The sequence below is a fragment of the Microbacterium sp. NPDC089698 genome (genome assembly GCF_044749045.1).
Taxonomy (GTDB): domain Bacteria; phylum Actinomycetota; class Actinomycetes; order Actinomycetales; family Microbacteriaceae; genus Microbacterium.
The window spans coordinates 145583-169537 of sequence record NZ_JBIVHE010000007.1; the positions used below are offsets into that span (position 1 = coordinate 145583).

Sequence of the window (23955 nt, forward strand, 5' to 3'; positions counted from 1 at the left end):
GCTCCGACCCCGAGAGCAGGAACCCGAGCGCTCAGTGCGCGCTCAGCCCGCCGTCGACGAACAGCGAGTGCCCCGTGACATAGGCGGATCCGGCGCCGGCGAGGAACACCGCCGCGCCGGCGAAGTCGGAGGGCAGCCCGTTGCGGCCGATCATCGTGCGGGCGGCGAGCGCCGCGATCTGCTGCGGATCCTCCTGCAGGCGGGCGTTGAGCGGCGTCAGCACGAAGCCGGGCACGAGGGTGTTGCTGGTGACGCCGGAACCGCCCCACGCCTCCGCCTCGGAGCGCATCAGGGACTCGATCGCGCCCTTCGAGACCCCGTAGATGCCGCTGCCGACGAACGCGCGGTGCGCCTGCTGCGAGCTGATGTGGATGAGGCGGCCGTAGCCGCGCTCCGCCATGCCCGTCGCGTACCGCTGCCCGAGCAGGAACGGGGCGAGCGTGTTCACGGTCATCGTGGCGTCCCAGTCGGCCTCGGTGATGTCGGCGAAGGCGGGCCGGATGTTGATGCCCGCGGAGTTCACGAGGATGTCGGGCTCGCCGAAGGGCTGGGCCGCCGCCTCGCCGACCGCGCGGATCCCGTCCCGGGTGCCGAGGTCGCCGACCACGCCGGCGACGCGGCAGCCCGCGTCCGTGAGCTCGCGCGCGGTCTCGTCGATCCGCTCGGCGCCGCGGGCGACGATCACCGTCGCGGCTCCGGCCCGGGCGAGGGCGGTCGCGATGCCGCGGCCGATGCCGGAGCTGCCGCCGGTGACCACGGCGGTGCGGCCATCGAGGGAGAAAAGTCCGGAGAGATAGTCGTTCATGCTGGTCCTGATTCTGGGCGGCTCGATGCGCGCGGGCACGCCTGCCGTCCTGGCAGTGGCCGCGGCTACCAGTGCAGCGCGGCGGCGAGGGTGGGATCCACGCGGGCGTCGGCGAACTCGGGGAGTGCCTCGAGCTCTTCGAGGAACGCTCGGACCGCCGCGGGATACGCGGGGTCGGGGTGGGTGCCGGCGATCTCCTGGAGCGGCGGCACGTCCATCGCGAGGATGAGGTCGAGCCTAGCGGCCACGGCGGCGCGCGCGCCCGCCCGATGCAGTACGTCGATGCCTCCGCGGAGCGCCGCGAGATAGTCGCGCAGCACGCGGAGGCGGTGCTTGCCCTGCGTGATCGAGGTGCCGTTCTCGCGCAGCCGCCACTTCACCACCACGTCGGGGATGACGTCGAAGGCGCGGGCCGTCGTGTACATCCGCTGCGCCACGATCTGATCCTCGTAGGCCACCCCCTCGGGGAACCGCAGGTCGTGCCAGAACGCCGTGCGACTGATCTTCGACCACGCCACGATGTTCGCCGACGCGGCCGGGTGCGCGAAGATCGTGGTTCCGAGACGTCTCGGATCCGTCGCCGCGGCGACCCACGGCTGCACCCGTCCGGCCGCGTAACCCTGCCCGTCCCAGCGCGAGCGCACGTAGGCACCGGTCACGAAGTCGCTCCCGGTCGTGGAGAGGGTGCCGGTCATCCGCTCGAGGGCGGTCGGGGTGAGCTCGTCGTCGCCGTCGAGGAAGCCGAGGTACTCGGTGTCGACGAGGTCGAGGGCCGCATTGCGGGCGGCGCCGAGACCCCGCGAACGTTCGTGACGCAGCAGCGTGAACCGCGGATCCTCGTGCGTCGCGGCCTCGAAGATCCGGCCGGTGTCGTCCCGGGAGCCGTCGTCGACGAGGATCGCACGCCACGAGGTCTCGGTCTGCGCACGCAGCGAATCGAGGGCGGCAGGGGCGAAATCGGCGATGTCGCGGCCGGGCACGATCACGGTCACGAGCGGAGCAGGCACCTCGCCAGTCTAGGAGCGCACGGCGGCCACGGCCTCGGAGACGAGTGCCGCGAGTCGATCGGGACCGTCGCCGGGCAGACCAGCGCGGCCGAGCGTGAAGCGCACCGCGGTCTGCGCGACGACGGGATCGATCCCGCAGGCCAGCAGCACATGCGAGGGCTCGTCGCTGCCGGCCGCGCACGCCGACCCGCTCGATGACACCACGCCGCGCCGCTCGAGTTCGAGCAGCACCGCCTCGCCGGAGACCTCGGCGAACGTGAAGCTCGCCGTGCCGGGCAGCCTTCGCTCCGGGTCTCCGGTGAGGCGGGCCGAGGGCACCGTTGCGAGCACGCCCGCGATGAGTTGCGCGGACTGCGCGCCGACGCGGGCCGCGGCCTCGGCGCGTTCGCCCTCGGCCAGCTCGAGCGCCGTGGCGAGGGCCACCGCACCCGCCACGTTCTCGGTGCCGGAGCGGCGTCCGCGCTCCTGGCCTCCGCCGTGGACCAGGGGCTCGAGCGGCACGCGTCCGCGCACCGCGAGCGCGCCGATGCCCTTGGGGGCGCCCAGCTTGTGGCCGGCGATCGCGATCGAATCGGCGCCGAGGCCCGACAGCGGCAGCCAGCCCGCGGACTGTACGGCGTCCACATGCAGCGGGATGCCGCGCGCCGCCGCCGCGGCGGCGATGCCCGCGACGTCCTGGATCGTGCCGATCTCGTTGTTCGCATGCCCGACCGCGACCAGCGCGGTGTCGTCGCGGATCGCCGCGGCGACCGCGGTGGGATCCACCCGTCCTCGGCCGTCGACGGGAACCAGGGTCGCCTCCACGCCGTGGAAGCGCGCGAGGTACGCGACCGACTCCAGGATCGACTCGTGCTCGATCGGCGTCGTGATCAGATGCCGCCTGCCCCGGGCGCCCCTCGTCTCGTCGTTGCGCTCCTCGCTCGGGAACCGCGCCGCCAGCACGATGCCCTTGACCGCGAGGTTGTTCGCCTCGGTGCCCCCGGCCGTGAAGACCACGTCTCCGGTGCGCATCCCGAGCACGCGGGCCACCCGGGCTCGGGCGTCCTCCAGCGCCGCGCTCGCCGCCTCGCCCACCGTGTGGTGGCTGGACGGGTTCCCGAACGTCCGAGTCAGGAACGGGGCCATCGCCTCGAGCACCTCGGGCCGCACCGGCGAGGTCGCCGCGTGATCGAGGTAGAGCGGACCGGCCATCTCAGTCGATCCGCGGTCCGGCGTCGATCCGCACATCGAGTCCGAGGTCGAGGGCGCGCGCGGAGTGGGTGAGGGCGCCCACCGAGATCACGTCGACCCCGGTGCCCGCGATCCCGCGCACGGTGTCGAGGTCCACGCCGCCCGAGGCCTCCGCGGTCGCGCGGCCGTCGATCAGCGCGACGCCCGCGCGCAGGTCGTCGAGGGAGAAGTTGTCCAGCAGCACGGTGTGCGCGCCGCCCTCCAGGACCGCGGGGATCTGGTCGAGGCGGTCGACCTCGACCACGACGTGCGCGGTGTGCGGCAGCGTCGCGATCGCCTCGCGCAGCGCGGTGGCGAGGTCGCGTCCGCCGCTGCTCAGCACCGCGAGGTGGTTGTCCTTCGCCATCACCGCGTCCGACAGGGAGAACCGGTGGTTCCGTCCGCCGCCGGCGAGCACGGCATGCCGCTCGAACGCGCGCAGGCCGGGGGTGGTCTTGCGGGTGTCCACGATGCGCACCTGCTTGCCGTCGGGACCAGCGCCATCGACCGCGGCGACGTAGGCCGCGGTCAGCGTGGCGATGCCGCTGAGGCGCTGTGTGAAGTTCAGCGCCACGCGCTCGGCCGTGAGCAGGCTGCGCGCGGATCCGGTGACCGTCGCGAGCACGTCGCCGGCCGCGAAAGCGTCCCCGTCCGCGACGTGCAGGTCGACGACGGTCACCGGATCCGTGAGCGTGAACGCCGCGGCGAAGACGTCGCCGCCGGCCAGCACACCGGGTTCGCGTGCGACGAGATCGGCGGCCGCCGTCGCGTCGGCGGGCAGCAGAGCCGTGCTCGTCAGGTCGCCCCACGGGGCGTCCTCTTCGAGGGCGGCGCCGACGACGCGGGTGAGGAGAGCGGGGGTGAGCATCAGACTCCGATCAGGGCGGGGGTCGGATCCGTGACGGGAACCGGAGGAGAGGAGGCGAGGATGTGGTGGGCACCCACCGAGACCGGGCGGGCGAGCGCGGCATCGATCATGGCCTCCGCGACCTGCAGCAGGTTGCGGTCTTCGACCGCGCTGCGGGTCAGGTCCTCCGAGGGCCGCCAGCCGAGGACGGCCGTCCGAGCCTCTTCCAGGCCCTCGGCGGTGCGCAGCGGCCCGACGAGATCCCACATGAGGTCCTGCAGGGCGGCGCGGGAGAACGGATCCGCCGCGGGGGCCCGATCGAGGTCGTCGATCGCGGCCGGCCGCTCCGGGAGGTCGGCGACGACATCGGCGAGGATGCGGGGGCCCGGCGCGACCGTCCCGAGGGCCGCCGCGGCGCGGGCTCCGAACACGGCGCCCTCCAGCAGCGAGTTCGAGGCGAGCCGGTTGGCGCCGTGCACGCCCGTCCTCGCGGTCTCCCCGACCGCGTAGAGGCCGGGCAGCGTGGTGCGACCGTCGGCGTCGGTGACCACGCCGCCCATGAGGTAATGCGCGGCGGGCGTGACGGGGACGGGCTCCCGGGCCCAGTCGAAGCCGCGCTCGCGCGTCACCCGGTCGATCGTGGGGAAGCGGTGCGCGAGACGCTCCGCACCCAGCGCCGTCGCGTCGAGCCGTACCGGGCGTCCCTGCTCCCGGGCGCGGCGGACGACTGCCCGCGTCACGACGTCGCGCGGGGCGAGCTCGCCATCGGGATGGGCGTCGAACGCGAAGCGGACTCCGTCGTCGTCGATGAGAGTCGCACCCTCACCGCGCACCGCTTCGGAGATCAGGAACGCCGGTCCCGGTGCGGCCAGGATCGTGGGATGGAACTGGACGAACTCCAGGTCGGCGACGGCGGCGCCCGCGCGCAGGGCGGCGGCGATGCCGTCGCCCGTGCAGACCGCCGGCGCCGTGGTGTGCCGGAACAGCCGCCCCGCCCCGCCGGTCGCGAGGATCACGGCGTCCGCCGAGACGTCGAGGATCCGTCCGGCGGAGAGGAGCCGGGCTCCTCGCACCACCCCGTCCTCGACGATCAGGTCGACGAGCATCGTGTGCTCGCGCACGGCGATGCCCGCATCCCGGACGGCGCGCACGAGCGCGGCCGAGATCGCCGCTCCCGTCGCGTCGCCGCCGGCGTGCGCGATCCGCGCCGCGGAGTGCGCGGCCTCGAGTCCGCGCAGGAGCCGTCCCTGGCGGTCGCGGTCGAAGGGCACCCCGCGGGCGACCAGCTCGGCGATCCGTGCCGGTGCCTCGTCCACGAGCACGTCGACCACCGCGGCATCGGAGAGGCCTGCGCCGGCCGCGAGCGTGTCCGCGGCGTGCAGCGCGGGGGAGTCCGCCGTGCCATCGGGATCCGCTCCGTACACCCCGGCGATGCCCCCCTGGGCGAGCGCGGTCGCGCCGTCGCCGAGGGCGTCCTTCACGACGACCTCGACCCGGTGCCCAGCCTCGTGCGCGTGCAGCGCCGCGGTGAGGCCCGCGATGCCGCCGCCGATCACGAGCACGTGCAGCGCCTCGGTCGTGCGGCGCTCGCGGGAGGCGGACATCAGGCCACCGCCACCGGAGGGCGCGCCGCGAGCATCCGCTCGAGCGCGACCCGCGCCGGGTCGGCCACATCCGCGGGAACCGTGATGCGGTTCGGGGTGCGCCCTGCCACGAGCTCCTCGAGCACCCAGGCAAGGTAGCCGGGGTGGATCCGGTACATGGTCGAGCAGGGGCAGACCACGGGATCCAGGCAGAAGATCTCGTGCTGCGGATACTCCGCGGCGAGCCGCCGGACGAGGTTGATCTCGGTGCCGACCGCGAAGGTCGTGGGCTCGGTCGCGGCGGCGATGGCCTTGCGGATGAAGTCGGTCGAACCGGCCTCGTCCGCGGCGTCCACGACCTCCATCGGGCACTCGGGGTGCACGATCACGCGCACGCCGGGGTGCTCGGCGCGGGCCTGGTCGATCTGGGCGACGGTGAAGCGGCGGTGCACGGAGCAGAAGCCGTGCCAGAGGATGACGCGGGAGTCCTGCAGTTCGTCCGCGGAGGATCCGCCGAGCGGGCGACGCGGGTTCCACAGGGGCATCTGCGCGAGAGGCACGCCCATCGCCTTCGCGGTGTTGCGGCCCAGGTGCTGATCCGGGAAGAAGAGCACCCTGCGCCCGCGTGCGAACGCCCACTCCAGCACGGTCCGCGCGTTCGAGGAGGTGCACACGATGCCGCCGTGCCGGCCCACGAACCCCTTGATGGCGGCCGAGGAGTTCATGTACGTGACCGGGATCACCGGCACGAGGCCGTCGGCGTCCGGCTCGTCCAGAGGGCCCAGCACGTCGGCCAGCTGTTCCCAGCAGTCCTCGACCTGGTCGATGTCGGCCATGTCGGCCATCGAGCAGCCCGCGGCGAGGTTCGGCAGGATCACGGCCTGGTCCGCACCGGAGAGCAGGTCCGCGGTCTCGGCCATGAAGTGCACGCCGCAGAAGACGATCGCCTCCGCCTCGGGATGCTGCTTCGCGAAGCCTGCGAGCTGGAACGAGTCGCCGACGTGATCCGCGTGCCGCACGACCTCCTCGCGCTGATAGAAGTGACCGAGCACCACGACGCGCTCGCCGAGGGTCGCCTTGGCCGCGCGGATCCGCTCGTGCAGTTCGTCCTCGTCGGCCTCGCGGTAGTCCGCGGGGAGCTCGCCCTGGCGGGGCGCGCCGGTCGGGATCACATCTCCCATGGACGATCCGGGGCCGTAACCGGGGATCGTGTCGAAGTTCCAGGGGCCCGCGGCGAGATCGGTCGTGCACGTCGACTCGGTGGATGCTCCCGTGACGATCAGGCGCAGTGCGTGGTCGACGGACGGATCGATCGGTGAGTGCAAAGAGGTGGTGCTCATGAGGTCCTCGTCTCGTCGGGGGCGAGCGGGCCGCGATCGGCGAGCTCGACGTCGGTGGCATCCCGGTAGAGGCGGGCCGGCCGGTGGCTGCCCGTGCGGAACGCGTTGGTGGGGATCAGGGTTCGCGTCGCGTCGACCTGACGGCGGAAGTTCGCGGGATCCAGCCGGCGTCCGAGGATCGTCTCGTACGCCTCTCGCAGATCGGCCAGGGTGAATTCCGGGGGCAGGAACCCCTGAGCCACCCGGCTGTATCCGGCCTTGTTGCGCAGTCGCCAGAGCGCGTACTCGACGATGCGCGCGTGATCGAAGGCCAGTGCGGGCAGATCGGAGGCGTCGAACCACTCGACGTTCTCGATCTCCACGTCGGCCGAGCGGTGCGCGGCGAGCTGCTGGTCGACGAGGTCCTCGCGCAGCAGCGCCCAGTACACGACCGAGATCACGCGGCTGGGGGAGCGGTCCACGGCGCCGAACGCGTACAGCTGCTCGAGGTAGCTGGGGGCGAGGCCCGTCGTCTCGGCGAGCGTGCGCGCCGCCGCTGCCGCGAGGCCCTCGCTCGCGTCCAGCCATCCGCCGGGGAGCGCCCAGGCTCCGGCGTGCGGGTCGCGGGTGCGGCGCACCAGAGGCAGGGCGATGCGCGGAGCGGCGCTGCCGTCGCGGCGCATCGTGAGGATCACCGTCGAGACGGCGACGCGGATGCCGTCCTCGGATCCTTCGCTTCTGGTCATCATGACTCTAACCTCCGGGAACCGATCTTAGAGTCAAACTGACTCGAAGGCGAGTCCATGACGTCACGAAGCGCGGACCAGGGTCTTCGCGGTGCTGCCGCGAGAAGCCCTCATCGCGATAGGATGAGCGCGCACAATTGAACACGTGGCCGCATGGTCTGTGCGGGAGAGTCCGGTGATCGCTGCCGGACACCGAAGGAGCAAGCCTCCCCGCCAATCTCTCAGGTAACCGCACCGCGCTGACCCGGCCGCTCTGGAAAGTGATTTCGAGCGAAGCAAGAAGTCAGGTCGAGCGAGGCCGCCGAAGGCGCCCGAGCCGAAACCACGGTGAGCAGACCCTCGCGGATCTCCACCTCTTCTTGCTTCACGACGGATCCGCCGACGGTGAAAGCCCCGCGTCCTCTCGAGGAGCCGGGCGAAGCTCTCAGGCCCATGACAGAGGGGGAGTTCTCGGATCCGCGCGCCGTGCGGATCCTCACCGATCCGCACGGGAGAGCTCCATGACAGACCCCCGCTACACCCCGCTCCGGGAGCGCCATGAGGCGCTCGGGGCCTCGTTCACCGACTTCGGCGGCTGGCAGATGCCGGTCCGTTACACGTCCGACCTCGCCGAGCACCACGCGGTGCGCGAGAGCGCGGGCATCTTCGACATCTCGCACATGGCCGAGTTCACGATCGTCGGCGCCGGCGCGGGGGAGTACCTCGACTACGCGCTCGCCGGCCGGCTCTCGGCGCTCGCGGTGGGCAAGGCGAAGTACTCCCTGCTGCTCGCCGAGGACGGCGGGATCATCGATGACGTCATCGTCTACCGCCTCGGCGACGACGACTTCCTCATCATCAGCAACGCGGGCAACCGCGACGCCGTGCGCGAGGCTCTCCTGAACCGCACGACGGATCACGAGGTCGTCGTCGAGGACGTCTCCGACGACTACGCCCTCATCGCGGTGCAGGGGCCGAACGCCGAGGCGATCCTCGCCGGCACGCCCGGCATCGACGAGGTCTCGATCCCCTGGGCGGAGCAGAAGTACTACGCCTGGGCGTCCGCCGCCTACAACGGCAAGCCGCTGCTCCTCGCGCGCACGGGCTACACGGGCGAGGACGGCTTCGAGCTCCTCGTCGCGGCGGACGACGCCGCCGCGCTCTGGGACGCCGTCGTCGCCGCCGGTGCGGAGCGCGGGCTCGTCCCCGCGGGCCTCGCCGCGCGCGACACGCTGCGTCTCGAGGCGGGCATGCCTCTCTACGGCCACGAGCTGAACCGCGAGATCAAGCCGGCTCAGGCCGGGCTCGGCCGCGTCGTCGTCTCCGACAAGGAGAGCTTCGTCGGCAAGGACGGCACCACACCGGCCGAGGGCGCGCGCGTGCTGATCGGCCTGGCCGCGGAGGGCCGCCGCGCCGGTCGCGCCGAATACGCGGTCGTGACCGAGGACGGCGCGGTGATCGGCGAGATCACCAGCGGCGCCCTGAGCCCCACACTCGGCCACCCCATCGCCATGGCCTTCGTCGACCCCGCGGTCGCCGACGGCTCCGTCCCCCTGTTCCTCGACGTCCGTGGAACGAAGATCCCTGCGACCATCACCGCCCTGCCTTTCTACCGGAGGAAGAAATGACCGATCTGAACACCCTGCGCTACAGCGAAGAGCACGAGTGGGTCGCCGTGGACGGCGAGTCCGCGACCATCGGCATCACCGACTTCGCCGCTGACGCCCTCGGTGACATCGTCTTCGTCGAGCTGCCCGCCGTCGGCACCTCGTTCAGCCGCGGCGACGTCTTCGGCGAGGCCGAGTCGACCAAGTCGGTCTCCGAGCTCTACGCGCCGGTCGACGGCACGGTCCTCGAGATCAACGACGCCGTCATCGACGACCCGTCGCTCGTCAACTCCGCCCCGTTCGAGGGCGGCTGGCTGATCAAGATCTCGGTCGCGGCGGGCGCCGTCGACGGTCTCCTCGACCGCGACGCCTACGTCGCCCACACGGAGGGCTGAGAGTGACCGCGTTCCTCGACCGCCACATCGGCACCACCGCCGACGCCCAGCGGGCGATGCTCGACGCCATCGGCATCTCCTACGGCGCCGACGAGCGTCCGGTCGACGCCCTCATGCGCGAGGCCGTCCCCGCTTCGATCCGCTCGGCCGCCGACCGCGTGAGCGTCCTGCCTGCCGCGGCGAGCGAGGCGGAGGCCCTCTCCGAGCTGCGCTCGCTGGCGGACCGCAACACGGTCAACCGCCCCATGATCGGCCTGGGCTACTACGGCACGCTCACGCCGAGCGTGATCCAGCGCAACGTCCTGGAGAATCCGTCCTGGTACACGGCGTACACGCCGTACCAGCCGGAGATCTCGCAGGGCCGTCTGGAGGCGCTGATCAACTTCCAGACCATGGTGTCCGAGCTCACCGGCCTCGACACGGCGAACGCGTCGATGCTCGACGAGTCCTCCGCCGTCGCCGAGGGGATGCTGCTCGCCCGTCGCGGATCCAAGGCCGCGTCCCACACGTTCGTGGTCGACGCCGATGCGCTCCCGCAGACCAAGGCGCTCCTCGCCACGCGCGCATCCGCGCTCGGGATCGAGCTCGTCGAGCGCGATCTCGCGGGCGGCGAGACGCTCCCGGAAGACCTGTTCGGCGTGTTCGTGCAGTACCCCGGAGCCTCGGGGCGGATCTGGGATCCGTCCGCGGTCATCGACGCGGCGCACCTCGCCGGCGGCCTCGCCGTCGTCGCGGCCGACCTGCTCGCGCTCACCCTGATCGCCTCGCCGGGCTCGCTCGGCGCGGACGTCGCCGTGGGCACCACGCAGCGCTTCGGCGTGCCGATGGGCTTCGGCGGCCCGCACGCCGGCTACATGGCCGTGCGCTCGGGACTCGAGCGTCAGCTGCCCGGCCGCCTCGTCGGCGTCTCGCAGGACGCGGACGGCCACCCGGCCTACCGCCTCGCCCTGCAGACCCGCGAGCAGCACATCCGCCGCGAGAAGGCCACGTCGAACATCTGCACCGCGCAGGTGCTGCTGGCCGTCATGGCGTCGATGTACGCGGTCTACCACGGCCCGGAGGGGCTCAAGGAGATCGCCTCCGGCGTCGCGTCGAAGGCGCGCTTCCTCGCGACGCAGCTGGAGAAGGCCGGTGCCGAGATCGTGCACGCGGACTACTTCGACACGATCACGGTGCGCGTCCCCGGCCGGGCCGACGCGATCGTCGCGGACGCGCACGCGGCGGGGATCCTGCTGAACCCCGTCGACGCGGACACGGTGAGCATCGCCGCCGACGAGACCACGACCTACGAGGACATCCTCGCCGTGGCCACGGTCTTCGGCGCGGGGGAGGGGTCGTTCGCCTACATCCCGGTCACGAGCGTGCCCGCGGCCCTCGCCCGCCAGGACGAGTACCTCACGCACCCCGTGTTCCACGCGCACCGCTCCGAGACCGCCATGATGCGGTACCTGAAGAGCCTCGCCGACCGCGACTACGCGCTCGACCGCGGCATGATCCCGCTCGGATCCTGCACGATGAAGCTCAACGCCGCGACCGAGATGGCCGCGATCACCTGGCCCGAGTTCGCGCAGCTGCACCCGTTCGCCCCCGAGGCCGACGTGCAGGGCTCGCTCGAGCTGATCGACCAGCTCGAGGCCTGGCTCGCGGACGTCACCGGCTACGACGCGGTCTCCCTGCAGCCGAACGCCGGATCGCAGGGCGAGCTCGCGGGCCTGCTCGCGATCCGCGGCTACCACCTCGCGAACGGCGATGACCACCGCACCGTGTGCCTCATCCCGTCGTCCGCGCACGGCACCAACGCCGCGTCCGCGGTGCTCGCCGGCATGAAGGTGGTCGTCGTCGCGACCGATGAGCTGGGCAACGTCGACCTCGACGACCTGCGCGCGAAGATCGCGCAGCACGCCGACGAGATCGCCGCGCTCATGATCACTTATCCGTCCACGCACGGCGTCTATGAGCACGACGTGCTCGACATCACGGCGGCGGTGCACGCGGCCGGCGGCCAGGTGTACATCGACGGCGCGAACCTGAACGCGCTGCTCGGCTACTCCCGGTTCGGCGACCTGGGCGGCGACGTCTCGCACCTCAACCTGCACAAGACCTTCGCGATCCCGCACGGCGGTGGCGGCCCCGGCGTGGGTCCCGTCGCGGCCAAGGCGCACCTCGCGCCGTACCTGCCGGGACACCCGCAGGCGCAGCGCACCGCGCACGCGGGCGGCTACGTCTTCGAGGGCGGCCCGGTCTCCGCGGCGCCGTACGGCTCCGCGGGCGTGCTGCCGATCTCCTGGGCGTACGTCCGGATGATGGGCGCAGACGGCCTGCGCGACGCGACCGCGGCCGCGGTGCTCGCGGCGAACTACGTCGCCGCGCGCCTCGGCGAGCACTACCCCGTGCTGTACTCGGGGGAGCAGGGCCGGGTGGCGCACGAGTGCATCCTGGACCTGCGTCCGCTCAAGGAGGCGACCGGGATCACGGTCGACGACGTGGCCAAGCGTCTCATCGACTACGGCTTCCACGCCCCGACCATGTCGTTCCCCGTGGCGGGCACGCTCATGGTCGAGCCCACGGAGTCGGAGGACCTCGGCGAGCTCGAGCGCTTCGTCGAGGCCATGATCCAGATCAGGGCGGAGGCCGACGAGGTCGCCGCAGGCGTCTGGCCGGCCGACGACAACCCGCTGGTGCATGCACCGCACACGGCGGCGTCGCTGCTGATGGGCGAGTGGAACCACGCCTACTCCCGTGAGAAGGCGGCGTACCCCACGCACGCCCTGATCGCGGGCAAGTACTGGCCGCCGGTGCGCCGCATCGACAACGCGTACGGAGACCGCAACCTGGTCTGCGCCTGCCCTCCGGTGGAGGCGTTCGCGCTGTAGCATCCGCACGAGCAAGACGAGACCACGAGGCGCCCTGGGAACGGTCCCAGGGCGCCTCGTCGTCTCAGGTCACCAGTAAGTAACGGTTAACGTTACGCATTCGTGCGATCGGCGGATCGGCGGTTAGGCTCAGGTATCCCTGAGCACTCGACGACGAGTGCGCAGATTGCTGTCAACTGTCCACAGGAGGACACAACGTGAAGCGCAACAAGATCGCCCTCGCGGGCATCGGGCTGCTTGCGGTGGGCGCACTCGCCCTCGCCGGCTGCTCCAGCAAGTCGGGTGGCGGAGACTCCACCGCCTCGGCCGGTGGCAACTCGAACGCCATCATCAAGGTGAGCGGCAGCGAGCCCGAGAACCCGCTGATCCCGACCAACACCAACGAGGTGGGCGGCGGAAAGATCCTCGACTCGATCTTCGCCGGCCTGGCGTACTACGACGCCAAGGGCAAGCTCGTCAACGACATGGCCGAGTCCATCAAGGTCGACGACTCCAGCGACCTCACCGTCAAGGTGAAGCAGGGCAACACGTTCTCGAACGGCGAGAAGGTCACGGCCGACAGCTTCATCAACGCGTGGCAGTACGGCGCCAAGTTCTCGAACAAGCAGCTCAACCAGTCCTGGTTCAGCGACATCGAGGGTTTCAGCGACTCCGCCGACTCCGAGCTGACCGGCCTGAAGAAGGTTGACGACTACACCTTCACCATCAAGCTCTCCAACCCGGTCGCCGCGGACTTCTCGCAGCGCCTCGGCTACTCGGCCTACTACCCGCTGCCCGAGGCGTCCCTCAAGGACATGGCGACGGCAGGCGAGAATCCGATCGGCAACGGACCCTACAAGTTCGCCAAGGCCGGCGCCTGGCAGCACAAGGTCGAACTCGACCTCGTCAAGAGCGACACCTACAAGGGCGCGCGTCAGGCCAAGAACGGCGGCGTGAACTTCATCTTCTACGCGACCGCCGACGCCGCGTACGCCGACCTGCAGAGCAACAAGGTCGACGTCATCGACCTGATCCCCGCCTCTGCGCAGCAGACGTTCGAGTCCGACCTGGGCGACCGCGCGGTCAACCAGCCGGCCGCGATCTTCCAGTCGTTCACGCTTCCGGGCAATCTCGCGCACTTCACGGGCGACGAGGGCAAGCTCCGCAAGGAGGCGATCTCGCTCGCCATCGACCGCGCGGCGATCACGAAGACGATCTTCAACAACACCCGCACCCCGGCCAGCGACTTCACCTCGCCGGTCATCGCGGGCTGGTCGGACTCCCTCAAGGGCGCCGACGTGCTGAAGTTCGACGCGAAGAAGGCGAAGGAGCTGTGGGCCGAGGCCGACAAGATCTCGCCGTGGTCCGGTAAGTTCCAGATCGCCTACAACTCCGACTCCTCGCACCAGGCGTGGGTCGACGCGGTCTCGAACCAGCTGAAGAACAACCTCGGCATCGACGCCTCGGGCAACCCGTACGTCGACTTCGCCTCGCTCCGCAAGGACGTGAACGCGCGCACCATCCAGACCGCGTTCCGCACCGGTTGGCAGGCCGACTACCCGGCGCAGTACAACTTCCTGCAGCCGCTCTACGGCACCAAGGCCTCGTCGAACGACAGCGACTACTCGAACCCGCAGTTCGACGCGCTGCTCGCGAAGGGCGCCTCGGCATCCGACCAGTCCGAGGCCACGAAGGACTACTCGCAGGCGCAGGAGATCCTTCTCCAGGACCTCCCGGCGATTCCGCTGTGGTACTCCAACGTGAACGGCGGCTTCGCCAAGGGCGTGAACAACGTCCAGTTCGGTTGGAACTCGGTTCCGCTGTACTACGAGATCACCAAGGGCTGACCGGCCCGAGGGATCACAACCGCGAGGCGGTGACGACCACGTCACCGCCTCGCGCGCTGTCAAAACAGCGTGAATCAAAAGTGTCGTGCGCGTCGAACACGTGACACGATTCTCTCAGCGAGGCGTCGCACCCGCACAGATCGTGCCGGAGACCCGAGGCGCCTCCTCATCTGGAGGGAGGGCGAATGTTCGGATACATCCTCAAACGCCTCTTGCAGGTCATCCCCGTGTTCCTCGGGGCCACCCTGCTCATCTACTTTCTGGTGTTCGCCATGCCTGGCGACCCCATCGCTGCGCTCTTCGGTGACAAGCAGCCGAGTCCCCAGCTGCATGCGGCTCTCACGGCCCAGTACCACCTGGACCAGCCGTTCATCGTGCAGTACGGGTACTACCTGGCCGGCATCTTCCAGGGGAACATGGGCACCACGTTCTCTGGCCGCTCCGTCAACGACGTGCTCGCGGCGACGCTGCCGGTCACGGGCCGTCTGGCGGTGATGGCGATCGCGCTTGAGTTCGTGCTCGCGATTATCATCGGAACCTTCTCTGCGCTGCGGAAGGGCAAGATCTTCGACAACTCGATGCTCGTGTTGTCGCTGATCTTCATCTCGATCCCGATCTTCGTCATCGCGTTCCTCGCGCAGTACTTCCTCGCGGTGAAGCTGCAGTGGTTCAGCCCGACCGTGGGCGCCGACAACGACTGGGGTGACCTCTGGCTGCCGGCGATCGTGCTGGGCGTCAGCCTGTATGCGACGAGCATGCGGCTGATGCGCGGGTCGGTCATCGACACGCTCAACCAGGACTGGGTGCGCACCGCCTACAGCAAGGGTCTGCCGCGACGACGCGTCATCCCCGTGCACGTGCTGCGCAACTCGCTGATCCCGGTCATCACGAACTCGGCGACCAACTTCGGTGTGCTGCTGGTCGGCGCGACCGTGACCGAGGGCATCTTCAACGTCCCCGGCGTCGGCAACACCCTGTTCCACGCGATCCAACAGCACGAGGGGCCGACAGTGGTGTCCTTCGTGACCGTGTTCGTGATCATCTACGTGCTCGTCAACCTGCTCGTGGATCTGCTGTACGGCCTGCTCGACCCGAGGATCCGCTATGTCTGACACCAGCGCGACGCACTACGTCGCTCCCATTCCCGAAGGCACCGTCGCGGTCGATGCGATCAAGATCGCGGACAAGCCGTCCAATCTCTGGCGCGACGCCTGGTCCGATATCCGCAAGCGTCCGATGTTCTGGATCTCGCTCGTGATCGTGTTGATCGTGCTGCTCATGGCCATCTGGCCGACGCTTTTCACGCAGACGCCGCCGAACAACAACTGTCAGCTGTCGAACTCCAACGGCGGTCCTGCCGCCGGGCATCCGCTCGGCTTCACCTTCCAGGGCTGCGACATCTACGCGCGCACCGTCTGGGGAGCGAGGACGTCACTGTCCGTCGGTATCATCGCTACGCTCATCGGCTCGATCATCGGCCTTGTCATGGGTGCTCTGGCCGGCTTCTACGGAGGCTGGCTGGATGGGGTGCTGTCCCGCGTGGGAGACATCTTCTTCTCGATCCCCTACATCCTCGCGGCCGTCGTCGTGATGAGCGTGTTCGCGCAGTTCCGCAACGTGTTCACACTCGCCTTCGCGATCGGCGGGTTCGCCTGGGCGTCCACTGCCCGGGTTGTCCGCGCCGAGGTGCTGAGAGTGCGCCAGGCTGACTTCGTGATGGCGTCGCGTGCTCTCGGCAAGTCGCGTTTCGGCACGCTCATCTCACACGTCATCCCGAACGCGATCGCACCCTTGCTCGTGATCACCACGCTGAGCCTTGCCGCCGCGATCGTCGCCGAGGCGACGCTGTCGTATCTCGGTGTGGGACTCGGATCCGACACGATGAGCTGGGGCAACGATATCGGCCAGGCTCAGGCCTCGCTGCGCGTTGCACCGATGGCGCTCATCTACCCCTCGATCGCGCTGACCATCACGGTGCTCGCGTTCATCATGCTGGGCGAGCTCGTGCGAGACGCCCTTGACCCGAGAGCGAGGGCGCGCCGATGACTGCTTCGACCGACACACCGCTTCTTCAGATCCGCGATCTGAGGATCGCCTTCGACACGCAGAAGAGCTCGCGCGAGGTCGTGCACGGCGTCAACCTCGAGCTGTTCGCGGGTGAGACGCTGGCCATCGTGGGTGAGTCCGGTTCTGGCAAGTCCACCACGGCGTCCGCGATCATCAACCTCCTTCCCGGTACCGGGCATGTGACCGCGGGCAGCATCATGCTGGACGGACAGGAATTGACCGGCCTCACCGAGGGGCAGATGGAGAAGATCCGCGGACGCGAGATCGGCTATGTGCCCCAGGACCCGATGTCCAACCTCAACCCGGTCTGGTCGATCGGCTTCCAGGTCAAGGAGGCGGTCCGTGCGAACGGACTCGCCACCGGACGCAAGGAGATCGAGGCCCGCGCGATCGAGGTGCTGCAGCAGGCCGGTCTCGCCGATGCGGCCAAGCGGCTGCACCAGTATCCGCACCAGTTCTCCGGCGGCATGCGCCAGCGCGCGCTGATCGGCATCGGACTGGCGGCCGACCCGAAGCTGCTGATCGCGGACGAGCCCACGTCGGCGCTCGACGTGACCGTGCAGCGCGTGATCCTCGATCACCTGGCATCGCTGACGAAGGAGAAGGGCACCTCGGTGCTCCTGATCACGCACGACCTGGGACTCGCGGCCGAGCGCGCCGAGAAGATCATCGTCATGCAGAACGGCGAGATCGTCGAGGCGGGGCCCAGCCGGGAGATCCTGGAGAACCCGCTGCACCCGTACACGAAGAAGCTCGTGGCCGCGGCCCCGAGCATCGCGTCGCAGCGCATCCAGGCCGTGGCCGAGAAGCGGGGGATCGAGACGAGCGAGGATGTCGCCGACATCCCGCCGACGGTTTCCGTGCGGGATCTGACCAAGGACTACAAGATCCGTCAGGGGTCGTTCCGCAGCGTCCCGTTCCGCGCCGTCGACAACGTGTCGTTCGACATCCCGAAGGGCAAGACGCTGGCGCTGGTCGGCGAGTCCGGATCGGGCAAGTCGACCGTCGCGAAGATGGTGCTGAAGCTCGAGGAGCAGACCTCCGGATCCATCCACATCGACGGCTCCGATATCTCCGGCCTGTCCGGTCGGGAGACGCTCGCGCTGCGCCGCCGGATGCAGCCGGTCTTCCAGGACCCGTACGGATCCATGGACCCGCTGCGCAACATCGGCAACACGATCTCGGAGCCGCTGGACATCCACGGCGTCGGCGACAAGGCGTCGCGGCATGATCGCGTGCTGGAGCTGCTCGACCAGGTCTCGCTGCCGCGGGAGCTGGCCACGCGGTACCCGAACGAGCTGTCCGGCGGTCAGCGCCAGCGCGTCGCGATCGCTCGTGCACTGGCGCTCAAGCCCGACATCGTCGTGCTCGACGAGGCGGTCTCCGCGCTCGACGTGCTGGTTCAGGACCAGATCCTGAAGCTGCTCGCCGAGCTGCAGAACGAGCTGGACCTCACGTACCTGTTCATCACGCACGACCTCGCCGTCGTGCGGGTCGCGGCCGACATGGTCTGCGTGATGGAGAAGGGCAAGCTGGTCGAGCAGGGCACGGTGGACGAGATCTTCGCCAACCCGCAGCAGGAGTACACGGATCGCCTGCTCCAGGCGATCCCGGGCGTCTCGATCACCCTCGGTGGTCACGGCGCGTGAGTTCGATGGATCAGATGCCCGTGGGCGCGCAGACGTACCGCGCGCCCACGGGCATCGCCGTACTGGTGGTGTGCGCGGTCCTGGCGGTGTTCCTGCTCGGTGACGCGGTCGTGCGCGGCAGTTGGGCGCAGATGCTGCTGTACGCCCCGTGGGTGCTGCTCGTCCTGTGGCTGATCTACGCGATCAGCGTCGTCTCGATGGTGCGCGTGGACGAGGAGGGTGCGACGGTGCAGAACGTCCTGCGCCGCACCGCGTTCGGCTGGCGCCGCGTGGCAGAGCTCGACCTGCGCTGGCAGCTGGACTTCACGCTCGACGACGGCAAGAAGCTCGCGTGCTGGGGCGGGCCTGGCCGGGCGCAGTCGCCGCGACTGAGCAGGCGTTCGGGCGAGCTCAAGGTGCCGCAGAGCCTGCAGGCGCTCACCGAGGTGCGCACCCGCTGGGAGAACGCGGCCGAGCAGCCCGTCCGCACCGCGGGGGAGGGCGTCGACGCCCCGATCCGCCGCAGCTGGGACTGGCCTGCGATCGGCGCCCTCGTCGTGATCGTCGCCTGGGCCGCGATCGCCGTCGCCGTCACCCGCTGACGCCGTCGCTGTCACCCGCTGACGCCCCCGTCTCCGGCCTTCTTGACCGCGAGACTCCATCTCCGCGACGAGACTGCGTTGTTTGAGCGCAGTCTCGTCGCCCGGTTGGAGTCTCGCGGTCAGAATCAGTGCAGGGCGTCGCGGAGGGAAGCCAGCAGGAACGGGTCGGCGGGGAGCGGGCGCGGCACGCGCGCGGTGCGGAGGATGTCGATGAGCGGATCCAGCTCTCGCAACTCGGGCCAACCCCACCGGATCCGGCGCGACGCGCGGCGCAGCAGCCGGGCTTCGCGACGCTTCTCCTCGAGGATCGCCTTCGCCGGGTCGCCGAGCTCGCCGGCGTACTTGACGGCGCCGTCCGCCTCCCCGATGAGGTCCCGCGAACGCCAGAAGAAGTCGACGCGGTCCTCTGCGCCGTCGATGAGGAATGTCACCTGCGTCTCCGGCAGCTCGAAGCCCGCGAACTCCATCGCGGCGAGGCTGAGAGACTCGAGCACGCTCTCGGGGACGCCGCTCGCCCGGTCGAGGGCCCATCGGGCCCTGCGCCGGTTGCGTGAGGAGAGGCGCGTCTCGTTGATCGCGCGAAGCTGGGCGGCCGAGAGCCGGGGCGTGCGGCGGATCAGCGCGTCGGCGTAGGCGAGTCCCGCGCCGGGAGACGAGGCGCGGGCGACATCGACGGCGGTGTCGGCGCCCGACGTCAGCCGGATCCCGTCGATCTCTTCGATCGTGCGCCGGTCGGCGGAGGTGAGCACGCGCACGACGCCCGAGACGCGGCTGGTGCGATCGGGATCCAGGATGAGCACGGGATCGCTCTGCCGCCCGAGGAAGACGCCGCGAAGAGCGGCCGCGGTGGCGCCGCAGAACACGAACCCGGGATGGGCGAGGTTCACGGCATGCACGCGCGCCAGATAGCGGTCCCAGGGCGCCGAGGCCTCCCACTGCGCGACCGGTGCGTAGACGCCGGGGACGACGCGGACGAGATCGCCCCGCCGCCAGGCCCGGTCGAGGACGGTGGTGTTCGCCGCGCCGTGCGAGCGCATCAGTTCGATCGGGGTCGGTGCGAGTCCGGGCGCGAGAGTCGAGTTCGGCATCCGCTGATCCTCCGCGACCCGGGAACCGCCCGGTTCCCGGGTCGCGAGATCCGTGCAGAACTCCCGCCGCGCGCCGCCGGTGCGGACCGAAGCGCTCCCCGCCACCGTGTCCGCCCCCAGCCTGCGCCCGCACCTGACCGCGAGACTCCAACTCCGCGACGAGACTGCGCTGATCAGCCGCAGTCTCGTCGCCCAGTTGGAGTCTCGCGGACAAGGAGGGAGCTCGATCAGTGCGCGGGGAGACCGAACAGGGCGGGCCACATCGAGGCGGCCCAGGGGTAGCCGACGAAGACCGCGGCGTCGATCAGGAAGTGCGCGACGAGGAACGGCAGCAGCCGTCCCGTGCGCAGGAACAGGAAGCCGAACAGCAGCCCCATGCCGAGGTTGCCGATGAACGCGCCCGGTCCCTGGTACAGGTGGTAGCTCGCGCGCAGCACCGACGTGGCGAGGATGATCGTCCACGGACCCCAGCCGAGCTGACGGAGCCGGGCGAAGAGGTATCCGAGCACCACGAACTCCTCCTGCACGGAGGCGCGAGCGGCGGACAGCAGCAGTACCGGGATCGTCCACCAGTATCCGCTCTGCGGGCCGGGATCCACCGCGACGAACAGGCCCGTCGCGCGCCCCGCGAGATAGAGCGCGAGGCCGGGGATCCCGATCGCGAGCACCAGCGCCAGGCCCTGACCGGCGTCGCGTCCGACGCGTGCGCCGTCGAGGCCCAGGGCGCCGAGGTGCGGGCGCGACGGCCGCCAGAGCAGGAAGCACACCAGCAGGACGGGGACCACGGAGAACCCGATCCCGAGCACCTGATACAGGAAGTCGAACAGCTCGCGGCTGGACTGCGACGGATTCAGCGTCGCCGTCTGGTCCGCGAGAGGCGTCGAGAGCGTCAGGCGATCCAGGAGCTGCACGACCGCGTACACCGCGGACTGCCCGAGCCCGAGGCCGAGCACGATCGCGATCTCGCCGCCGAGACGCTTCCGGGACGGGGCATCCGGCGGGTCGAGCGGCAGGGCGATCCTCATGCGATGAGCGTACGCGTCGCCCTGCAGAGGACGTCCAGGAGCGGTGATGTATCCTGAAGAGTCCGGAATCCCGGGCGAAACCCCAGCTGCATTGGATTCCTTCATGGCGCACGCCCTCCGTTCCGATCTCCGCAACGTCGCCATCGTCGCGCACGTCGACCACGGCAAGACCACGCTCGTGGACGCGATGCTCCGCCAGACCGGTTCCTTCGGCGAGCACGCGCACGTCGAAGAGCGCGCGATGGACTCGAACGACCTGGAGCGTGAGAAGGGCATCACGATCCTCGCCAAGAACACGGCGATCACGTACAACGGCATCCACACCGAGACGCCGATCACGATCAACGTGATCGACACCCCCGGCCACGCCGACTTCGGCGGCGAGGTCGAGCGCGGCCTCTCCATGGTCGACGGCGTGGTGCTGCTGGTGGACGCGAGCGAGGGCCCGCTTCCGCAGACCCGCTTCGTGCTGCGCAAGGCGCTCGAGGCCAAGCTCCCGGTGATCCTGCTGGTGAACAAGACCGACCGTCCCGACGCGCGCATCGCCGAGGTCGAGGAGGAGGCGCACGACCTCCTGCTGGGCCTCGCGTCCGACCTCGTCGACGATGTGCCCGACCTCGACGTCGACGCCCTGCTCGACGTCCCCGTCGTCTACGCCTCCGGTCGCGCCGGCGCCGCATCGCGCACGCGCCCCGAGAACGGCTCGCTGCCCGACAACGAGGACCTCGAGCCGCTGTTCGAGGCGATCCTCGAGCACGTCCCCGCCCCGGCCTACGACGACGAGGCCCCGCTGCAGGCCTGGGTCACGAACCTCGACTCCTCGCCGTTCCTCGGCCGCCTCGCGCTGCTGCGCGTCTTCAACGGCACCCTGAAGAAGGGCCAGACCGTGGCCTGGGTGCGCGGCGACGGATCCACCAGCAACGCGCGCATCACCGAGCTGCTCAAGACCAAGGCGCTCGAGCGCTTCCCGGCCGAGTCCGCCGGCCCCGGCGACATCGTCGCGATCGCGGGCATCGACGAGATCACGATCGGCGAGACGATCGCCGACCCCGAGGACGTGCGTCCGCTCCCGGCCATCACGGTCGACGACCCCGCGATCTCGATGACGATCGGCACCAACACCTCGCCGCTCATGGGCAAGGTCAAGGGACACAAGCTCACGGCGCGCATGGTCAAGGACCGCCTGGACCGCGAGCTCATCGGAAACGTCTCGCTCAAGGTCGAGGACATCGGCCGCCCGGACGCCTGGGAGGTGCAGGGCCGCGGCGAGCTCGCGCTCGCGATCCTCGTCGAGAACATGCGCCGCGAGGGCTTCGAGCTCACGGTCGGCAAGCCGCAGGTGGTCACCAAGAAGATCGACGGCAAGACCTACGAGCCGTTCGAGCACCTCACGATCGACACCCCCGAGGAGCACCTCGGCGCCATCACCCAGCTCCTGGCGAACCGCAAGGGCCGCATGGACAACATGACCAACCACGGCACCGGCTGGGTGCGCATGGAGTTCATCGTCCCGTCGCGCGGACTCATCGGCTTCCGCAGCGAGTTCCTCACCACGACCCGCGGCACGGGCATCGCCAACGCCATCTCGCACGGCTACGAGCCCTGGGCCGGCCAGATCACGACCCGTCAGAACGGATCCATCGTCGCCGACCGCTCCGGTGTGGTCACGCCGTTCGCGATGATCGCACTGCAGGAGCGCATGTCGTTCTTCGTGCAGCCCACCGAAGAGGTCTACGAGGGCATGGTCATCGGCGAGAACTCGCGCGCCGACGACATGGACGTGAACATCACCAAGGAGAAGAAGCTCACCAACATGCGCTCTTCCACGGCCGACAACTTCGAGTCGATGACGCCGCCGCGCCTGCTGACGCTCGAGGAGAGCCTCGAGTTCGCGCGCGACGACGAATGCGTCGAGGTCACGCCCGAGAAGGTGCGCATCCGCAAGGTGATCCTGGACGCGACCACCCGCGGTCGCGAGGCCTCGCGCCAGAAGCGCCAGGACGCCAACGCCTGACCCGCGTCTCGTCCGTTCGCTGAGACCCCCTGCCGCGTGTGCGACAGGGGGTCTCCTGCATCAGCGCGGCCGGACGCCCGCCGGACGGACGTGCTCCGGACGCACGCCCAGACCGATCAGTCGTCCCGTGAGGTGACGAAGGAAGGCGAGGCGGCGCACGATCCGGAGCGGGCGCGGCAGGCGGATCGGGGCTGCGGCATCCGCGGGCGCGTAGAAGCCGCGCAGGATCCGGTCCTGGAACCTCTGCGTGACCCGCGCGGGGACGAGGCGGCGTCGGCGCACGGCGTCCAGCTCCCGGTCCGAGGGCAGCCGCTCGACGAGGATCGGTCCGAGCAGATTCGCCGTCGCGACGGCGTCCTGGATCGCCAGGTTGATGCCGACTCCGCCCGCGGGCGACATGGCGTGCGCGGCGTCGCCGATGCAGAGCAGGCCCGGCGCGCTCCAGCGGCGCAGGTGATCCACACGGACCTTGAGCTCGTGCACGTCGTCCCAGCCGGTCAGGGCGGAGGTCGCGTCGGCGAGCTCGGGGCGCAGGGCCGCGATCCGGGTGCGCAGCGCGTCCAGCCCTGCCCTTCGCAGCCGGTCGGCGGTGCCAGGGGGAAAGGCGTAGGCGAGCTGCCAGTACGCGCCGCGATCGATGCAGATCAATGCCCCGCCTCCGCCCGTGAAGAGCGGAAGGTGCTCGCCCTGACGGCGCGGCACGCGCATCCAGAACACGTCGATCGGGGTGGTGTCCGCGGTCACCGCGAGTCCGGCGAGCGTGCGGACCACCGAACTGCGTCCATCGGCGCCGATCACGAGGTCGGCATCGAAGCGCACGGCCTGGCCGTCCTGCATGCCCGTGACGCCCGTGACGCGCCCCCGTTCCCGGACCAGCCCCGTGACCTCGACGCCGTGCCGCAGAGCGAAGTCCGGCAGCGCGGCGCCTCTTTCGGCGAGGAAGGTGAGGAAGTCCCACTGCGGGACGAACGCGACGAACGGCGACGCGGCGCGCAGACGCGAGAAGTCGGCGACGAGCACCCGTTCGTCGCCGAACGCGATCTCGACCGAGGACATGGCGTCGTGGGGGAGGCGCAGGAAGTCGTCCCTCCAGCTGAGTTCGTCCAGGATCTCGAGCGTGGACGGGTGGATGGTGTCGCCGCGGAAGTCGCGGTGGAAGTCGGCGTGCTTCTCGAGAACGGTCACCGGCACGCCCTGACGTGCCAGGAGGACCCCCGCCATCACGCCGGCGGGTCCTCCGCCCACGATGCAGACCCGCGGACGGGTCCCGCCGTCGTGATCGGTCATGTCGGCTCCTTTCCTCCTCGCCCTTCCAGGAGACGGCGATGAGGGCGA

19 protein-coding genes and 1 riboswitch are annotated in these 23955 nt (G+C 70.2%); of the genes, 9 read left to right on the forward strand and 10 right to left on the reverse strand.

Annotation, left to right across the window (positions count from 1 at the left end):
- Nucleotides 1-31: 31 nt before the first annotated feature.
- The 7 genes from ACIPY5_RS17615 to ACIPY5_RS17645 all read right to left on the reverse strand — a co-directional run bounded on the left by ACIPY5_RS17615 (nucleotide 32) and on the right by ACIPY5_RS17645 (nucleotide 7516).
- Nucleotides 32-805 carry an SDR family NAD(P)-dependent oxidoreductase gene (locus ACIPY5_RS17615; protein ID WP_400972992.1) on the reverse strand — a complete coding sequence of 258 codons (774 nt, stop codon included), beginning with the start codon at nucleotides 803-805 and terminating at the stop codon, nucleotides 32-34.
- Between the two features lie 65 nt (nucleotides 806-870).
- Nucleotides 871-1812, reverse strand: a complete 942-nt coding sequence (locus tag ACIPY5_RS17620) for a glycosyltransferase family 2 protein (RefSeq protein ID WP_400972995.1) — start codon at nucleotides 1810-1812, stop codon at nucleotides 871-873.
- 9 nt (nucleotides 1813-1821) lie between these two features.
- Nucleotides 1822-3003 carry a cysteine desulfurase family protein gene (locus ACIPY5_RS17625; protein ID WP_400972998.1) on the reverse strand — a complete coding sequence of 394 codons (1182 nt, stop codon included), beginning with the start codon at nucleotides 3001-3003 and terminating at the stop codon, nucleotides 1822-1824.
- Between the two features lies 1 nt (nucleotide 3004).
- Complete coding sequence (gene nadC / locus ACIPY5_RS17630) at nucleotides 3005-3889, reverse strand: carboxylating nicotinate-nucleotide diphosphorylase (RefSeq protein ID WP_400973001.1); 885 nt, start codon at nucleotides 3887-3889, stop codon at nucleotides 3005-3007.
- On the reverse strand, nucleotides 3889-5472 hold the full coding sequence (gene nadB, locus ACIPY5_RS17635; protein ID WP_400973004.1) for an L-aspartate oxidase: 1584 nt from the start codon (nucleotides 5470-5472) through the stop codon (nucleotides 3889-3891). The genes nadC and nadB overlap by 1 nt, the downstream gene beginning before the upstream one ends.
- Nucleotides 5472-6791: a quinolinate synthase NadA gene (nadA, locus tag ACIPY5_RS17640; protein ID WP_400973007.1), complete on the reverse strand. Its 1320-nt coding sequence runs from the start codon at nucleotides 6789-6791 to the stop codon at nucleotides 5472-5474. The genes nadB and nadA overlap by 1 nt, the downstream gene beginning before the upstream one ends.
- A complete protein-coding gene (locus ACIPY5_RS17645; RefSeq protein WP_309337189.1) occupies nucleotides 6788-7516 on the reverse strand; it encodes an NrtR DNA-binding winged helix domain-containing protein in 729 nt (242 codons plus the stop codon). The genes nadA and ACIPY5_RS17645 overlap by 4 nt, the downstream gene beginning before the upstream one ends.
- A gap of 153 nt (nucleotides 7517-7669) precedes the next feature.
- A riboswitch (glycine riboswitch) is annotated at nucleotides 7670-7763 on the forward strand.
- A gap of 253 nt (nucleotides 7764-8016) precedes the next feature.
- Between ACIPY5_RS17645 and gcvT the strand changes: the two genes are divergently transcribed.
- The 8 genes from gcvT (at nucleotide 8017) to ACIPY5_RS17685 (ending at nucleotide 18493) form a co-directional block, all read left to right on the forward strand.
- The gene (gcvT, locus tag ACIPY5_RS17650; protein WP_309337182.1) at nucleotides 8017-9123 is read left to right on the forward strand and encodes a glycine cleavage system aminomethyltransferase GcvT; all 1107 of its coding nucleotides are present in this window, start codon (nucleotides 8017-8019) and stop codon (nucleotides 9121-9123) included.
- The gene (gene gcvH / locus ACIPY5_RS17655; RefSeq protein ID WP_105688568.1) at nucleotides 9120-9497 is read left to right on the forward strand and encodes a glycine cleavage system protein GcvH; all 378 of its coding nucleotides are present in this window, start codon (nucleotides 9120-9122) and stop codon (nucleotides 9495-9497) included. The genes gcvT and gcvH overlap by 4 nt, the downstream gene beginning before the upstream one ends.
- Nucleotides 9498-9553: 56 nt before the next feature.
- On the forward strand, nucleotides 9554-12370 hold the full coding sequence (gcvP, locus tag ACIPY5_RS17660) for an aminomethyl-transferring glycine dehydrogenase (RefSeq protein ID WP_400973277.1): 2817 nt from the start codon (nucleotides 9554-9556) through the stop codon (nucleotides 12368-12370).
- 197 nt (nucleotides 12371-12567) lie between these two features.
- Complete coding sequence (locus ACIPY5_RS17665) at nucleotides 12568-14196, forward strand: ABC transporter substrate-binding protein (protein WP_400973012.1); 1629 nt, start codon at nucleotides 12568-12570, stop codon at nucleotides 14194-14196.
- 185 nt (nucleotides 14197-14381) lie between these two features.
- Nucleotides 14382-15308: an ABC transporter permease gene (locus ACIPY5_RS17670; RefSeq protein WP_309342732.1), complete on the forward strand. Its 927-nt coding sequence runs from the start codon at nucleotides 14382-14384 to the stop codon at nucleotides 15306-15308.
- Entirely contained in the window at nucleotides 15301-16242 is a 942-nt protein-coding gene (locus ACIPY5_RS17675; RefSeq protein ID WP_309342734.1) for an ABC transporter permease, read from the forward strand. Before ACIPY5_RS17670 ends, ACIPY5_RS17675 begins: the two co-directional genes overlap by 8 nt.
- Nucleotides 16239-17912, forward strand: coding sequence for a dipeptide ABC transporter ATP-binding protein (locus ACIPY5_RS17680; protein ID WP_400973016.1), 1674 nt, complete (start codon nucleotides 16239-16241; stop codon nucleotides 17910-17912). The genes ACIPY5_RS17675 and ACIPY5_RS17680 overlap by 4 nt, the downstream gene beginning before the upstream one ends.
- Nucleotides 17913-17917: 5 nt before the next feature.
- Nucleotides 17918-18493 carry a PH domain-containing protein gene (locus tag ACIPY5_RS17685; RefSeq protein WP_400973019.1) on the forward strand — a complete coding sequence of 192 codons (576 nt, stop codon included), beginning with the start codon at nucleotides 17918-17920 and terminating at the stop codon, nucleotides 18491-18493.
- A gap of 125 nt (nucleotides 18494-18618) precedes the next feature.
- Here ACIPY5_RS17685 and ACIPY5_RS17690 read toward each other — a convergent pair whose 3' ends face one another.
- On the reverse strand, nucleotides 18619-19581 hold the full coding sequence (locus ACIPY5_RS17690; protein ID WP_400973022.1) for a hypothetical protein: 963 nt from the start codon (nucleotides 19579-19581) through the stop codon (nucleotides 18619-18621).
- Between the two features lie 227 nt (nucleotides 19582-19808).
- Nucleotides 19809-20606: a CPBP family intramembrane glutamic endopeptidase gene (locus ACIPY5_RS17695; protein WP_400973024.1), complete on the reverse strand. Its 798-nt coding sequence runs from the start codon at nucleotides 20604-20606 to the stop codon at nucleotides 19809-19811.
- A gap of 103 nt (nucleotides 20607-20709) precedes the next feature.
- Here ACIPY5_RS17695 and typA point away from each other — a divergent pair, with 103 nt between their 5' ends.
- The gene (typA, locus tag ACIPY5_RS17700) at nucleotides 20710-22620 is read left to right on the forward strand and encodes a translational GTPase TypA (protein ID WP_400973026.1); all 1911 of its coding nucleotides are present in this window, start codon (nucleotides 20710-20712) and stop codon (nucleotides 22618-22620) included.
- 60 nt (nucleotides 22621-22680) lie between these two features.
- On the opposite strand, the gene ACIPY5_RS17705 is transcribed toward typA, so the two are convergent.
- Nucleotides 22681-23907 (reverse strand): FAD-dependent oxidoreductase, encoded by a 1227-nt coding sequence (locus ACIPY5_RS17705; RefSeq protein WP_400973028.1) that lies wholly within the window; start codon nucleotides 23905-23907, stop codon nucleotides 22681-22683.
- Nucleotides 23908-23955 lie beyond the last annotated feature (48 nt).